The organism is Frankia sp. R82, from assembly GCF_023716925.1.
Lineage (GTDB): Bacteria > Actinomycetota > Actinomycetes > Frankiales > Frankiaceae > Frankia.
On the sequence record NZ_JAMQQG010000298.1, the window covers coordinates 1 to 14,130 of the forward strand.

General features: G+C 70.6%; 13 protein-coding genes and 2 tRNA genes. 4 read left to right on the forward strand and 11 right to left on the reverse strand.

Features of this window, described 5'->3' with window-relative positions; translation table 11 throughout:
- Positions 1-307: 307 nt before the first annotated feature.
- Positions 308-592, forward strand: a complete 285-nt coding sequence (locus ND747_RS23630) for a hypothetical protein (RefSeq protein ID WP_251736384.1) — start codon at positions 308-310, stop codon at positions 590-592.
- Positions 593-715: 123 nt separating this feature from the next.
- On the opposite strand, the gene ND747_RS23635 is transcribed toward ND747_RS23630, so the two are convergent.
- From ND747_RS23635 to ND747_RS23645, 3 genes are all read right to left on the reverse strand, one after another.
- Positions 716-788: transfer RNA gene (locus ND747_RS23635), tRNA-Glu, on the reverse strand.
- Positions 789-939: 151 nt separating this feature from the next.
- Positions 940-1,011 (reverse strand) — tRNA-Gln (locus ND747_RS23640).
- A gap of 199 nt (positions 1,012-1,210) precedes the next feature.
- The gene (locus ND747_RS23645) at positions 1,211-1,990 is read right to left on the reverse strand and encodes a fumarylacetoacetate hydrolase family protein (RefSeq protein ID WP_251736385.1); all 780 of its coding nucleotides are present in this window, start codon (positions 1,988-1,990) and stop codon (positions 1,211-1,213) included.
- Positions 1,991-2,151: 161 nt separating this feature from the next.
- On the opposite strand from ND747_RS23645, the gene ND747_RS23650 reads away from it, so the two are divergent.
- Positions 2,152-2,412 (forward strand): hypothetical protein, encoded by a 261-nt coding sequence (locus ND747_RS23650; RefSeq protein ID WP_251736386.1) that lies wholly within the window; start codon positions 2,152-2,154, stop codon positions 2,410-2,412.
- A gap of 51 nt (positions 2,413-2,463) precedes the next feature.
- Here ND747_RS23650 and cimA read toward each other — a convergent pair whose 3' ends face one another.
- The 5 genes from cimA to ND747_RS23675 all read right to left on the reverse strand — a co-directional run bounded on the left by cimA (position 2,464) and on the right by ND747_RS23675 (position 7,783).
- Complete coding sequence (cimA, locus tag ND747_RS23655; protein WP_251736387.1) at positions 2,464-4,068, reverse strand: citramalate synthase; 1,605 nt, start codon at positions 4,066-4,068, stop codon at positions 2,464-2,466.
- 312 nt (positions 4,069-4,380) lie between these two features.
- Positions 4,381-5,058, reverse strand: a complete 678-nt coding sequence (locus tag ND747_RS23660) for a Crp/Fnr family transcriptional regulator (protein WP_251736388.1) — start codon at positions 5,056-5,058, stop codon at positions 4,381-4,383.
- A 108-nt stretch (positions 5,059-5,166) separates the two neighbouring features.
- Entirely contained in the window at positions 5,167-5,553 is a 387-nt protein-coding gene (locus ND747_RS23665; RefSeq protein WP_251736389.1) for a cyclic nucleotide-binding/CBS domain-containing protein, read from the reverse strand.
- 158 nt (positions 5,554-5,711) lie between these two features.
- Positions 5,712-6,638, reverse strand: coding sequence for a branched-chain amino acid transaminase (locus ND747_RS23670; RefSeq protein ID WP_251736390.1), 927 nt, complete (start codon positions 6,636-6,638; stop codon positions 5,712-5,714).
- Between the two features lie 116 nt (positions 6,639-6,754).
- Complete coding sequence (locus ND747_RS23675; protein ID WP_251736391.1) at positions 6,755-7,783, reverse strand: 3-isopropylmalate dehydrogenase; 1,029 nt, start codon at positions 7,781-7,783, stop codon at positions 6,755-6,757.
- A gap of 642 nt (positions 7,784-8,425) precedes the next feature.
- On the opposite strand from ND747_RS23675, the gene ND747_RS23680 reads away from it, so the two are divergent.
- Complete coding sequence (locus tag ND747_RS23680) at positions 8,426-9,739, forward strand: EAL domain-containing protein (RefSeq protein ID WP_374216310.1); 1,314 nt, start codon at positions 8,426-8,428, stop codon at positions 9,737-9,739.
- A 32-nt stretch (positions 9,740-9,771) separates the two neighbouring features.
- The gene (locus ND747_RS29910) at positions 9,772-10,035 is read left to right on the forward strand and encodes a DUF1059 domain-containing protein (RefSeq protein WP_308204682.1); all 264 of its coding nucleotides are present in this window, start codon (positions 9,772-9,774) and stop codon (positions 10,033-10,035) included.
- On the opposite strand, the gene leuA is transcribed toward ND747_RS29910, so the two are convergent.
- The 3 genes from leuA to ilvC all read right to left on the reverse strand — a co-directional run bounded on the left by leuA (position 9,919) and on the right by ilvC (position 14,100).
- Positions 9,919-11,709, reverse strand: coding sequence for a 2-isopropylmalate synthase (leuA, locus tag ND747_RS23690; protein WP_251736408.1), 1,791 nt, complete (start codon positions 11,707-11,709; stop codon positions 9,919-9,921). The two genes, ND747_RS29910 and leuA, sit on opposite strands and share 117 nt — an antisense overlap.
- A 292-nt stretch (positions 11,710-12,001) precedes the next feature.
- Positions 12,002-12,823, reverse strand: coding sequence for a septum formation family protein (locus tag ND747_RS23695; RefSeq protein WP_251736392.1), 822 nt, complete (start codon positions 12,821-12,823; stop codon positions 12,002-12,004).
- A gap of 284 nt (positions 12,824-13,107) precedes the next feature.
- Positions 13,108-14,100 carry a ketol-acid reductoisomerase gene (gene ilvC / locus ND747_RS23700; RefSeq protein ID WP_251736393.1) on the reverse strand — a complete coding sequence of 331 codons (993 nt, stop codon included), beginning with the start codon at positions 14,098-14,100 and terminating at the stop codon, positions 13,108-13,110.
- Positions 14,101-14,130: the final 30 nt, after the last annotated feature.

The window sequence follows — 14,130 nt, forward strand, 5'->3', positions numbered from 1 at the left end:
GCTGGGCCGCGGCGGACCGCCCGCCCCGACGCGGGCCGCGCCCAGGCCGGGCGCTGCCGTGACGACGGCGGGCCCGTTCGGGGGTCGGGGGACTGACGGTGGACATCCGCGCAATTTTCTACCGTTCGAGCCCGGGAGCACCATGGTTGTCAAGGGTGGTGTCGCATGGCGACAGTGCCCAGGTTTGACTAGGCCTTCCGCACCACCCAGGACCGGGCTCATCGGAGGATGGCGCAACCATTGGTCTCCCCACCAGGCTGTGGTCCGCGAGGTGGTCCCAGGACGGCCACCCATAGAGGAGGACACCGTGCCCCCAGTGGCCCTGACTGCCTCGACCGCGATCGCCTTTGGTGTTCCGCGCGCGGCCCATCCGGGCTCGCCGGCCGCCGGCTGCACCGACGAGACCCAGCCGGCCCTGGCGCTCGCCCCGCGGCCCCAGCTGCGTCTGGTCCCGGCCACCGGGGCGCTCGCCGCGATCGACAGCCCGGCGCCCGAGATGCACGGCCGGGGTGGCCCGAGCTCCTGCAGCTGCCGTGAGTGCACGATGGCCCGCCACCCGGCGGCGATGCCCCGGCTGGCCGTCGTCCGTTAGGCCCCGGCCCGACACACAGACGACGATGGCCCACGGAGAGAACTCCGTGGGCCATCGTGACGCGAAAGGCACGTGCATACCTCTAACTCTTTTATAGAAAGAAAGAAGATGCACACTTGCTCGTAGCCCCGACCGGATTCGAACCGGCGCTACCGCCTTGAGAGGGCGGCGTCCTGGGCCACTAGACGACGGGGCCAAGACCTTTGTGCTGACGCCGCGACAGCACCACATCGAATGTGGTGAGGCACTGCCGCAGTGCCAAGGTGGAACCTGGTTGAACTGTGCTTCTTACTGTACAGGATGCCGGACAAGTCCGGCGCATCGACGTCGTACTGCCGATGGTACAGCTGGGGTACCAGGACTCGAACCTAGACTAACGGAGCCAGAATCCGTTGGGCTGCCAATTACCCCATACCCCAGGGGCCTGTCCGACCCCCCTCGTACCTCCAGGAGGGCCGTTCGGCGTTGCCTACTGTACCCCATCCACAGCGGTGGTCGGAGCGCAGGGGGTCCGACACCGGCGCGGCGCGGCAACCCGATCCGCGGGGACCGGGGCCGGCCGGGACGGCCTCCGATGATGGGCGATCCGATCGGCGCCCCGGCCCGAGCCGCCGCCGGTCAGCGTGCGGCCACCGGGTTGGTCAGCGTACCGATGCCCTCGAGGGTCACCGCGACCCGCTGCCCCGGCCGCAGTGGCCCGACGCCGGCCGGGGTGCCGGTCAGCAGCACGTCCCCGGGCAGCAGCGTCATGGCCGCCGACATGTAGGCCACCAGCTCCGGCACGTCACGCAGCAGCAGCTTCGTGCGGGAACTCTGCCGGGTCTCGTCGTCGACGGTGGTGCGCAGCGCCAGGTCCGCCGGATCGAGCTCGGTCTCGATCCAGGGCCCGAGCGGGCAGAACGTGTCGTGCCCCTTCGCCCGGGTCCACTGGCCGTCGGCCGCCTGCTGGTCGCGGGCGGTGACGTCGTTCGCACAGGTGTAGCCGAGGATGACCTCGGCGGCCCGCTGCGCCGGCACGTCGCGGCACAGCCGGCCGATGACGACGGCGAGCTCCCCCTCGAAGTCCACCCGCTCGCTGTCGGGCGGCAGCACGATCGGATCACCCGGGCCGGCCACGCTGGTCGACGGTTTCAGGAACAGGATCGGTCGAGCCGGCGGGGCATCCCCGCCCATCTCGCGGACGTGGTCGGCGTAGTTCTTGCCGATACACAGCACCTTGCTGGGCAGCACCGGGGCGAGCAGGCGGACGTCGTCCAGCGGGTGACGCGCGCCGGTGAAGGAGAACGGGCCGAACGGATGGGGCGCGATGGCCGCGACGACGGCCGTACCCTCCTCGACCGAACCCTCAACCACCCCGAAGCCGGGCTCGGACCCATCGGTGAACCTCGCGATACGCACGCTCCGACCGTATCCGCCCATCGGCCGGGCGCGGCGGACCGGCCGATGGGACGTGATCAGGTTCGCCAGAACAGGGGAAGCTACCCGACAATCGGGCAGGATGGCCGGTGCTTCCCGGATCCGGGAGCACCGGCGGGGCGGCGGGACGAGGAAGGGGAACCGTGAGCGAGCTCGACACGACACCGGTGTACGACGTGGGGGCGCCCGAGCCGAAGCCGATCGACGAGGAGCTCAGCGTCAAACTCGGCCACCTGGCCGAGGACGCGATCCTGCGCGGCAAGCCGAACGGCGCCGAACGGTGCGACAACTGCCTGTACTACCTGGACACCGACAAGGACATCACCTACTGCTGGCATCCCAAGCTGCGCATCCTGGTGGGCGGCGACTGGTGGTGTCAGTGGTGGGAGGAGATCGAGGACTGACCTCGCACCCGGCGGGCGGGTCGGTGTCACCGGACCCGCCCCGCCGGTTGGTCAGGACGCGGCCGGGTCCGGGCGCTCACCCTGGCGGCGCAGGCCGTAGGTGACAGCGTCCTCCAGCGCGGACCAGGACGCGGCGATGATGTTCTCGTCGACGCCGATGGTGTCCCAGCGGGAGCGACCGTCACCGGTGCCCACCAGCACCCGGGTGACCGCGCCGGTGCCCTGACGGCCGTCGAGGATGCGCACCTTGTAGTCGACGAGCTCGAGGTCGGCCAGACCCGGGTAGGACTTCTCCAGTGCGAGGCGCAGCGCTCGGTCGAGGGCGTTGACGGGCCCGTTGCCCTCGGCGGTGGCGACGTGGCGAGCCCCGTGCGAGGTGAGTTTCACCGTGGCCTCGCTGACCACCTCACCGTCCGCGCGCTGCTCGACGATGACCCGCCAGGACTCCAGCGTGTAGAAGCGCTGCCGGCCGCCGACCTCGTCGCGCAGCAGCAGTTCGAAGGACGCCTCGGCGCCCTCGTAGGCGAACCCGGCGGCCTCTCGGGTTTTGATCGTTTCCAGAATGCGCCCGAGGGCGTCGCGTTCGTCGGACAGGTCGAGGCCGATCTCGCGGCCCTTGAGCTCGAGGGTCGCCCGCCCGGCGAGCTCGGAGACCAGCATGCGCATGTCGTTGCCGACCGCCGCCGGGTCGATGTGCTGGTACATGTCGGGGTCGATCTTGACGGCGCTGGCGTGCAGGCCGGCCTTGTGGGCGAACGCGCTCGTTCCGACGTAGGGGCGGTGCGGGTCGGGGGCGGAGTTCGTCACCTCGTCGATGGCGTGAGCGACCCGGACCAGCTCACCGAGCCGCCCGGGGGGCAGCACGGCCTGGCCCAGCTTGGTCTCCAGGCCGGCGATGATGCTGAACAGGTTCGCGTTGCCGCACCGCTCGCCATAGCCGTTGGCCGTGCCCTGCACGTGGGTGACGCCGGCCTCGACGGCGACCAGGGTGTTCGCCACGGCGCAGTCGGTGTCGTCGTGGCAGTGGATGCCCAGGCGCGCACCGGTCACCTCGAGAACATGGCTGACCACGGTGCCGATGCGCCCGGGCAGCATGCCGCCGTTGGTGTCGCACAGTACGACCACCTCGGCACCGGCCTCGGCTGCGGTCCGCACAACCTGCAGCGCGTAGTCCGGGTGGGCCAGGTAGCCGTCGAAGAAGTGCTCGGCGTCAAGGAAGACCCGCTTACCCTCGGCGTGCAGGTGGGCGACGGTGTCCCGAATCATCGCCAGGTTCTCGGCGGCGTCGGTGCGCAGGGCCCGCTCGACGTGGCGCAGGTCGGACTTGGCCACCAGACAGACGACGGACGTCCCAGCGTCACGCAGCGCGGCGACCTGCGGATCGTCCGCGGCCACCCGGCCGGCCCGCCGGGTGGCGCCGAAGGCGGCGAGGCGGGCCGTCGTCAGCGACAGTTCGGCGCGGGCCCGGTCGAAGAACTCCGCGTCCTTCGGATTGGACCCCGGCCAGCCACCCTCGATGAAACCGACGCCGAGATCGTCCAGATGACGGGCGACCGCCAGCTTGTCCCCGACGGACAGGGAGAGCCCTTCCTGCTGGGTGCCGTCCCGCAACGTGGTGTCGTAGATGTGCAGGGAATCGGGATCGTAGGACCGCACGCGGGTGCCCCTCCGGTGGATCGGACGGCCGCGGGACCACAGCCGGCGCGACCGCTGCACGCTCCCCCGCCGACTGCTCCCGCCGACTGCTCCGACGGACTGCGCGGAGCTGCTTCCGGCGTGGGCGGCCCGCAGGGGCGCAGGCCTGGGCCGCCACGCGCCCGGCCCCATGGGTCAGCGACCGGAACGCGCGACGGAGACGGGTTCGCCGCCGGAGAACCAGCCTACGTGTAACCGGACTGACATGTGAGCACTGTGACCGGCCCAATCCCGAACCGGCCGGGCAACGGACGGGGGCGCCGGCGGTGTCGTTCAGTCGCCGGCGAACCTGCGCAGCCGGTCCACCTGGAGAATCGTGATCGTCTGGCCTTCGGACAGGATCCAGGCCCGCCGCTCGAACTCCCGCAGCGCCTGGTTGACCGACTGCCGCGAGCCGCCGAGCAGCGAGGCGATCTCGGTCTGGGTGAGGCCGAGCTCGATGACCGGGCGCCCCGCCTCCCGCATCCGCAGCAGCAGCAGTTTCGCCACCCGCCGGGGCAGGTCGAGGAACACCAGGTCCGCGTTGGCTCCGGTGAGCCGGCGTACGTGCGCGACCAGCGCCCGGATCAGCTGTTCGGCGACCGCGGGGCGTTCGTGGACCAGCTCCCACACCGCCGCCCGGTCCAGCACCAGGGCGGTGCTGGGTTCCAGCGCCTCGACGCTGGCCGAACGGGTGCCCGCCTCGACGAGGTTGAGTTCACCCAGGGTCTCCTGCGGCCCGGCGATGTTCAGGACGTGATCACGGCCGTCGTCCGCCTTCGTGAGCACCTTCAGCCGGCCGCTGGCCACCACGAGCAGGGTGTCGGCCGGCTCTCCCTCGCTGAAGACCACCTGCCCCCGCCGGAATCGCCGCGTGACCGCCCGGGCGGCCAGGCGCAGCAGATCCTCCTCGTCCAGCTCCTTCAGCAGCGTGGTCGCGCGAAGTAGGGCGACCGCCTCGTTGTCGTGCATGCGGTGACCGTAGCGTTGCCGGTCCCCCTCGTGTGCCGCAGCCGCCGACAAAGGACGTACGGTCGAGACCGCAGCGTCGGCCGCCTCACCAAGCGCAACCATCGACAGCTAGGCCGTCACCCGGGTGCGGCTCCAGCAGCGCACGACATCACGCATACTGAGGATGCCGGCCACCTCGCCACCGGTGGTCACGATGAGGTGACGAAACTCCCCGCGCAGCATGGCGGTCGCCGCCTCGTCGAGTGACCAGCGTGGATCCGCGAACACGACCTCCCGGGTGAGGTGGTCGCCCGCCAGCTCGACGTCGGGGTCCTGCCCGGCTGCAACGGAGCGCAGCACATCTCGTTCGGTAAGGATGCCGTAGCCCTGGCTGTCCGCGTCATGCACCACCGCCGCACCCACCCGCCGGGCTGCCATCAGCCGGGCTGCCTGGCGCAGGGTGTGACCGGGGCCGATCATGAGAACAAGGGAGCTCATCCCTTCCGAGACCTGCACGTCGCCTCCCGACGTCCACCCCGATGCTTGTGCGTTCGTGAACGCTGTCACCACCGACGGTAGGCCTCATTCGGCGCTTTTACCAGACCGCAGCGAGAATCGGCGCGACCCAGGCGTGATATTTGCCACGATCGGGGCCACCGGGGTCGGGTGCGACCTCAGCCGCCGACGAGCTCGTTCCAGGAGCGGTAGCGGTCCAGTTCGCCCCGAGTGGCCTGGTGGAAGATCTCCAGGAGCTCCCGGGTGATCGGGCCGGGCTTGCCGGTGCCGATCTGCCGGTCGTCGACGGACACGACCGGCACGATCTCCGCCGCCGTCCCGGTGAAGAACACCTCGTCGGCGAGGTAGAGATCGGTGCGCACGACGTGCTGCTCGACCACCTCGTAGCCCTGGTCCGCGGCGATCTGCATGATCGAGGCTCGGGTGATCCCACCGAGCGGGCCGTCGGTCAGCAGCGGCGTGATCACCTTGCGGCCGGAGACGAGGAAGACGTTCTCCCCGGTGCCGTCGGCGATGTGCCCGTTCGGGCTGGTCAGGATGGCCTCGTCGTAGCCGGCCTTGACCGCTGCGACCTTCGCGAGCGACGAGTTGAGGTACTGCCCGGACGCCTTGGCCGCCGGCGGAGTGATGTTCGGGTCGTTGCGCTTCCAGGACGAGATCATCGCCCGCACGCCGTTGGCCTCCGCCTCCTCCCCGAGGTAGGCGCCCCACGGCCAGACCGCGATCATCACCTCGACCGGGGACGGCAACGGGTTGAGGCCCATCTCGCCATAGCCGAGGTAGACCAGCGGCCGGATGTAACAGGAGGTGATGTCATTGACGGCGATCGTCTCCTTCGTCGCCGTCACCACCTCCGACTCGGTGAACCGCGGTTCCATCACGTAGATCTTCGCGCTGCGGTAGAGCCGGGCGATGTGGTCGGTCAGCCGGAAGACCGCGGGCCCGTCGGCCGTCGCGTAACAGCGAATGCCCTCAAAGACGCCCCACCCGTAGTGCAGCGTCGGGTTGAGCACGTGGATGCGCGCGTCGTCCCAGTCGACGAACTCGCCACTCATCCAGATCTTCGAGGTGGGGGTGATGGGCACAGCGAACTCCAGGCCAGTATGCGACGACGCGAGACGGACAGGTCGCCGGAACGAACGGGGCGGCAGGACGGACGGCGACGCGAACGGGCAGATCGAAGGTGATGATTATGCCCGGATCAACCGGCGGCGCGGGCCGCCAGGTCCTCGCCGCGCTCGCGGGTCGACAGGGCCGGCGCGTCGGAGCCGGCCCGCGCGGCCAGCGACGCCGCCACGGCGGCCTCTACCCGGGCCGCCTCCTCCGCATGCCCGAGATGGTCGAGCAGCATCGCGACCGAGGCGACGGTCGCCGTCGGGTCGGCGAGCTGGCGACCGGCGATGTCCGGCGCGCTGCCGTGCACCGGTTCGAACATGCTGGGGTGGACGCCCGAGGGATCGAGGTTCCCACTTGCGGCCAGCCCGATTCCGCCGGTGATGGCCGCACCGATGTCGGTGATGATATCGCCGAACATGTTGTCGGTGACCACCACGTCAAAGCGCCCCGGATCGGTCACGAAGAACATCGAGGCCGCATCCACATGCTGGTAGTCGACCTGCACCTCGGGGAATTCGACCGCGACCTCGGCGAGTGTGCGCGACCACAGGTCACCCGCCTTGGTAAGCACGTTGTTCTTGTGGACGAGGGTGAGCTGACGCCGCTCCCGGCGGGCCGCCCGGCGAAACGCGTCGCGTACCACCCGCTCCACCCCGAACCGGGTGTTCAGGCTCTCCTCGGTGGCGACCTCGTGGGGGGTGCCGCGGCGCAGCACACCACCGGCACCGGCATACGGCCCCTCCGTGCCCTCCCGGACCACGATCATGTCGATGGTGGGATCGCCGGCCAGCGGCGAACGGACTCCGGGGTAGAGCCGCACCGGGCGCAGGTTGACGTGGTGGTCCAGCTCGAAGCGCAGCCGCAGCAGCAGCCCCCGCTCGAGGACTCCGCTGGGCACCCCGGGGTCGCCCACCGCGCCGAGGAGGATGGCATCGTGCCCGCGCAGCTCCGCCAGGACCGAGTCGGGCAGGGTCTCGCCGGTGGCATGCCAGCGGCGGGCGCCGAGGTCGTACTCGGTCGTCTCCACCTTGGGATGCACGGCTCGCAGCACGCGCAGCCCCTCGGCAACCACCTCGGGACCGATTCCGTCACCACCGATGACCGCAAGCCTCATAAGCCCGACTGTAGCCGCCCGCCGCGACCTGGCGCGGCATGCCCCGACCCGTGTGCTGCGGCTCCACCCGGAGCAACACATCCCGCACAGGACGGCCAGCGACCACAGGGCAGCCACCGAATCCACCCGGAAGATTGCAAGGAGTAATGACGATCCGGCAACACAACGACTACGAACAACGCCGTTGTCGAAAGATTGACCGACGCTCGCCGCCACCCATACGGCCATCCTCCGGTATCACCGGCGAAGATTTTGTGGCCACCATCGGACCTGGCCAAAGATCGACAGCCCGATACCGTCGATCTTCACATCACGGCACTCCCCGCAGGCCCCGAACCTCAAATGCAGCGGTCGCCAATCGCCGCATTTCCCGCTGGTTCCACAAAAGAGCGCGGGACCCACAACTCCGGACGGTACACATGCCCCCCGCTCGGATCAGATGGTAAGAAACTTCCTTACCAGGACAGTGCGACGTGCTTGAAGCGAGGGGGTGCACGGCGCATGATTACCCGACCGCGGACTTCGTCCGAAGCCACCGGCCGCAGCCGTGCCGACGACGAGGCGGCGCCCGGCGCTGCCCGCACAGGTCACACCGGTCGGGCAGCTGCGCCGGCAGCCGTTCCCACGGCGATTGCCACACGTGTGGTTGCGTCGCCGGCCAGCCAGCCGACGGCCGGCCAGGGTGTCGCCGGCCAGGGTGTCGCCGGCCAGGGTGTCGCCGGCCAGGTGGCGGCCAGCCAGGTCGTGGGGGCCGGGGCGGCAGGGTCCGCTGGCGGGACCGGCTGTGAGGCGGACCCGCCGGACCTGGACCGCATTCTGCGCGACCCCACCGAGCCCGCGCTGCACTTCCAGCCGGTGGTGGACCTGCAGCGGGGCGTGATCGCCGGGTACGAGGCGCTGGCCCGGTTCGACAGCCATCCCGGTGTCTCCCCCGACCAGGTGTTCGCCGCGGCGGTGCGCCGGGGGGTCGCGGCCGAGCTGGAGGCCCGGGTGCTCGCCGCGGCGCTGGTCGCCCGCGACCGGATGCCCGAGCGCTGCTTCCTCGCGGTCAACGTGCTGCCGCACCTGCTGGGCGAGCCGCCGGTGGCCGAGGTCTGGCGTCACGCCGACCTGCGCCGGATCGTGCTGGAACTGAACGAGACGGTGGATCTCGACGAGACCACGGAGCTGGCCACCATCACCAGCGAGCTGCGCGATCGCGGCGCGTTCATCGCGATGGACGACGTCGGGTCCGGCTACGCCGGCCTGCGCCAGATCGCCCGGGTCCGCCCGGATTTCGTCAAGCTGGACAGATCCCTCGTCGTCAACATCGACGACGACCAGGTCAAGATCGCTCTGACCGAGCTGGTCGGTGGCTTCGCGAGCCGGCTCAACGGCTGGGTCATCGCCGAGGGTGTCGAACGCACCGACGAGCTGGCCATGCTGGTGGCGCTGGGCGTCCCGCTGGGGCAGGGCTTTCTGCTGGGCCGGCCGAAGCCGGACTGGCAGCAGCTCGACGCCGGGGTCGCCCGGCGGCTGCGGCAGCTGTCCGAACGCAGCGACCGGGCGGCGAGCATCGAGAGCCTGATGGAACGGGCCACGGTGAGCATCGGGGATTCGGGGCACTGTGCGATGTCCGCCGACTGCCCCAGCTGCCCGATGCGCGCCGCCGCCGGCCCCCCGGGCCCGCCACCGGACCAGGGCGACGAGCAGAACCCCCGGGCGACGATCATCGTGTCCAACCGGTGCCGTCCGGTCGCACTGCACGTTTCCGGCGGCGGAAGTGACCTTCGCCGGATGCCCACCACCTTGTTCGCCCGCCCCGAGGAACCGGTGACCGAGGTGGCCCGGCGGGCGATGACCCGTTCCCGGGCCAGCCGGTTCGACCCGGTGATAGTCGTGACCGAGATGGGCCGGCCACTCGGTCTGGTCAGGATGGAGAGCCTGATGCTGCGGCTTGCGGAACTGTCGACATGAGGCGCAACCGGTACTGGACCGCGCAGGCCCTGATGTCGCCGAGCCCGGCACTCGTCCGTCATGGCCGGCCGCCGGAGATCATGCTCCGCCGGCCGGCCATGAAGGAGTTCTACTGCGGCGCGATCATTCACGGGTGCGAGACCCGGATCACCGCCTCGAGCGAGGTGGATCTGCTGCGGTCAGTCGACACCCACGCCCGGGTCGACCACGGCATGACCGACGTGCCCGACTCCCTGTTGGACGAGGTTCGCGGTGACGTCACCGGCACCGCCCGGGCCACCGAACGGCACGGCTGACGCCGACCGGCGGGCGGCGGCCCGGTTCACCGCGCTGACCACGGCCCGCAGGGACGCGGTGACGATGTTCGGGTCGATTCCGACCCCCCAGTAGACGGTGCCGTCGACGTCGACCTCCAGGTAGGCCGCGGCCCGCGCGTCGGCACCCGAACCCAGCGCATGCTCGTTGTAGTCGAGGATGCGCACGCTCAGCCCGCGGGTGGCCAGCGCCGCGACGAACGCGTCGATCGGCCCGTTACCCACTCCGGTGATGATCGAGTCGGTGCCGTCGACCCGGACCGACACCGAGACCTCGTCGCGTTCCCCGGAGGCCGCGGTCGTACGCGAGCCCAGCAGCTGCAGCGGCCCCTGGTCGGCCTCGCCGGACAGGAAGTACTCGGCGGAGAAGATCCGCCACAGCTGGTCGGCGGTCACCTCGCCGCCCGCGGTGTCGGTGTGGCGCTGGACGACCCCGGAGAACTCGATCTGCAGTCGTCGCGGCAGGTCCAGCGCGTGCTCGGCCTTGAGCAGGTAGGCGACCCCGCCCTTGCCCGACTGGCTGTTCACCCGGATGACCGCCTCATAGGTGCGGCCCACGTCCTTGGGGTCGATCGGCAGGTAGGGCACCTCCCACAGGGTCTGCCCGGTGCGCTCCATCGCCTCGAAGCCCTTCTTGATGGCGTCCTGGTGGGAGCCGGAGAAGGCGGTGTAGACGAGGTCGCCGCCGTAGGGGTGGCGCGGGTGGACGGGCAGCTGGTTGCAGTACTCCACCGCGCGGCGCACGCCGTCGATGTCCGAAAAATCGATCATCGGGTCGATACCCTGCGAGAACAGGTTCAGGCCGAGCGTGACCAGGCAGACGTTACCGGTGCGCTCTCCGTTGCCGAACAGGCAGCCCTCGACCCGGTCGGCGCCGGCCAGGATGCCGAGTTCGGCCGCCGCCACCGCGCAGCCGCGGTCGTTGTGCGGGTGCAGGGACAGGATGACCGCCTCGCGCCGGGTCAGGTTGCGCCCGACCCATTCGATCTGGTCGGCGTAGACGTTGGGGGTGGACATCTCCACCGTCGCCGGCAGGTTCAGCACGACCGGCCGCTGCGCGCTCGGCTCCCAGACATCCATCACCGCCTCACACACCTCGACGGCGTAGTCCAGCTCCGTGCCGGTGAACGACTCGGGGCTGTACTGCCAGCGGACGTCGGTACCGCCCAGCAGCTTGTCGGCGTACTGCGCACACCAGCGGGCGCCCTGCACGGCGATGTCGGTGACGCCGGCCCGGTCCAGGCCGAACACGACCCGGCGCTGCAGGGTGGACGTCGAGTTGTACAGGTGGATCAGGGCGCGGTCGGCGCCGACCAGGGACTGCGCCGTGCGCTCGATCAGTTCCTCACGGGCCTGCGTCAGAACCTGGATGACGACGTCGTCGGGAATCCGGTCGGACTCGATGAGTTCGCGGATGAAGTCGAAGTCGGTCTGGCTGGCCGCCGGGAAGCCGACCTCGATCTCCTTGTAGCCCATCGCGACCAGCAACTCGAACATCTGCATCTTGCGGGCGGGCGTCATCGGGTCGATCAGAGCCTGGTTGCCGTCTCGCAGGTCGACGCTGCACCACTGCGGGGCACGAGTGATCGTCTGCTGCGGCCAGGTCCGGTCCGGCAGCCGGACGGGGGGAAACGCCCGGTACTTCGCCACCGGCATCGCGGCGGGCCGCCGCCCGGTCGGCGCCAGGACGGCCCGGGCCGGGGCCTGACCGGCCTGGCTGGGCACTGCCGGGGGGACGTGCGGAACCTGCGGTTGCGTGGTCATGCTGCTCCTGCTCCTGCTTCCTCGAAAGAGCTCATACCGTCGCCGGCGCACGAAAACACCGCGACGAGGAAGCCAGCTGGATCAGGCCTCGCCGCGGCGGCTAAGGAGAAGGAGCGCACACATCGCGTTCTTACAGTACTCGAAAGTCGGGCTGGGCCCCAGTCGGGTGGGTCGGGCGCCGAGGTCAGGTGACGATCGACCCGACAATGCGGATCGGCTCGGAGCGGGCACGCAGGTCGTCGGGCCGCACCGTACAGACGCCGACCCGCACGCCCGCGGCGAAGCTCGGCTCGGACGGGTAGATGGCGCCGACGGCGAGATGCGGGGCGGCGTCGACGGCCCCCGTCCGGTCGCGCAGGGCGCCCGCGCACCGGTCACGGGCCCGCTGGGCCAGCGCCGAGGCGCCGGGGAAGTTCTCGGCCGGCCCGGCCAGTTCGACCACCCGGGTGACCTGGTCGATGTGCGGACGGTCGCAGCCGACCCGGACCGGGGTGACCGGGCGCAGCACGTCGATGTCGCCGGCGGGCAGCGGCGTCCAGGCCAGGCAGTCACCGGGGCGCAGCGACGCCATCAGTGCCGCGGTCACCGCGTAGCCGGCGGGCGGCTCGCTGCGTCCGCTGGTGACGGCGGAGCGCAGAGTAGGCGTGCTGCCCGCCGCCGCCATCGTGGCACCGGAGCGGGCCGTGGCGCTGATCCCGGTACCGCCGCGGGTCGCGGTCTGGCGCAGCGCCACCACGGTGATCGTGATCATCCCGACGACGATGGCCAGGAAAGTGACCATCCGGGCGATCCGCCGGGACCGACCCGGCGGCGTGGGTGGGGACACCATCCGGTGGAAGAAGCCGGGCAGCCCACGCGGGGCGGCCACGACCTGGCACCGGGTGGTGGCGGTGGCTTCCGGTGACCGACCGCGCTCGTCCGCGGACGGCTCCAGAAACCGCGCCCCCCGGACAAAACGCTCGTTCAGGCGAAGCCCCTCGAACGGGTCCTCATGCCGCGGCGCCATGACTGCCACGGTAAACCCGACGGCAAGCTGGACGCGCATGTTCAGCATAAAGATCACCCTGGTGCCGAGCCGGCCCGGCACCAGGGTGCGACCAGCGTGCCGCTGGTGCCACAGGCAGGGGCCGACCTGGGACCGCCGCTCGCCGTGGCCTGCTCCACTCGACGTGATCCCACATGCGTGCCACTGTCGTCGCGCGCGCCCCGCCGGAGCCACCCGAGACCATCGGCCGTGCGGCGGTGCGGGCCCAGGCCGTGGCCGGGACCCGCACGCACCGAGCGCCTGCGTCAGGCGTTGATCCAGGACATCAGCGGCCGCAGCCGGCCGCCGACCTGCTCGATCGGGTGCTGCTTGCCCTCCTCGACGAGCTTGGTGAAGGTCGGACGGCCGTTGTCGTCCTCGGCGACCCACTCGCGGGCGAAGGTGCCGTCCTGGATCTCCTCGAGGATCTTGCGCATCTCGGCCTTGACCGCCGGGGTGATCACCCGCGGGCCACGGGTGACGTCGCCGTACTCGGCGGTGTCGGAGATCGAGTAGCGCATCTGCGAGATGCCACCCTCGTACATCAGGTCGACGATGAGCTTGAGCTCGTGCAGACACTCGAAGTAGGCGACCTCGGGGGTGTAGCCGGCCTCGACCAGCGTCTCGAACCCGGCCTGGACCAGCGCCGACGCGCCGCCGCAGAGCACGGCCTGCTCGCCGAACAGGTCGGTCTCGGTCTCCTCGGTGAACGTGGTGCGCAACGCTCCGGCGCGGGTGCCGCCGATGCCCTTGGCGTAGGCGAGCGCGATGGCCAGCGCGTTGCCGCTGGCGTCGTTCTCGACGGCGACGAGCACAGGCACGCCCTTGCCCTCCTCGAACACCCGGCGGACCAGGTGGCCGGGGCCCTTGGGGGCGACCATGAACACGTCGACGCCGGCCGGCGGCTCGATCAGGTTGTAGCGGATGTTGAAGCCGTGCCCGAAGGCCAGCGCCTTGCCCTCGCTCAGGTGCGGGGCGATCGACTCGGCGTAGATCTTGCGGTGGGTGGTGTCCGGGGTGAGCAGCATGATGATGTCGGCCTCGGCGGACGCCTCGGCCGGGGTGAGCACCCGCAGACCCTGCTCGGCCGCCTTCTCGCGGCTACGGCTGTCCGCGGGCAGACCGACCCGCACGTCGATGCCCGAGTCGCGCAGGTTCAGCGCGTGTGCGTGGCCCTGGCTGCCGTAGCCGATGATGGCCACCTTGCGGCCAGCCAGGACGTCCAGCGAGGCATCGTCGTCGTAGTAGATCTCGACCATCGTGGGGGTCTCTCTTCTCGTGGGAGTGAA

Coding starts and splice junctions, on each gene's coding strand:
- ND747_RS23660 (WP_251736388.1), bottom strand. CDS start 5,058: ATGCACGACAACGAGGCGGTCGCCCTACTTCGCGCGACCACGCTGCTG.
- ND747_RS23675 (WP_251736391.1), bottom strand. CDS start 7,783: ATGAGGCTTGCGGTCATCGGTGGTGACGGAATCGGTCCCGAGGTGGTT.
- ND747_RS29910 (WP_308204682.1), top strand. CDS start 9,772: ATGTCGCCGAGCCCGGCACTCGTCCGTCATGGCCGGCCGCCGGAGATC.
- leuA (WP_251736408.1), bottom strand. CDS start 11,709: ATGCCGGTGGCGAAGTACCGGGCGTTTCCCCCCGTCCGGCTGCCGGAC.
- ND747_RS23695 (WP_251736392.1), bottom strand. CDS start 12,823: ATGGCGCCGCGGCATGAGGACCCGTTCGAGGGGCTTCGCCTGAACGAG.
- ilvC (WP_251736393.1), bottom strand. CDS start 14,100: ATGGTCGAGATCTACTACGACGACGATGCCTCGCTGGACGTCCTGGCT.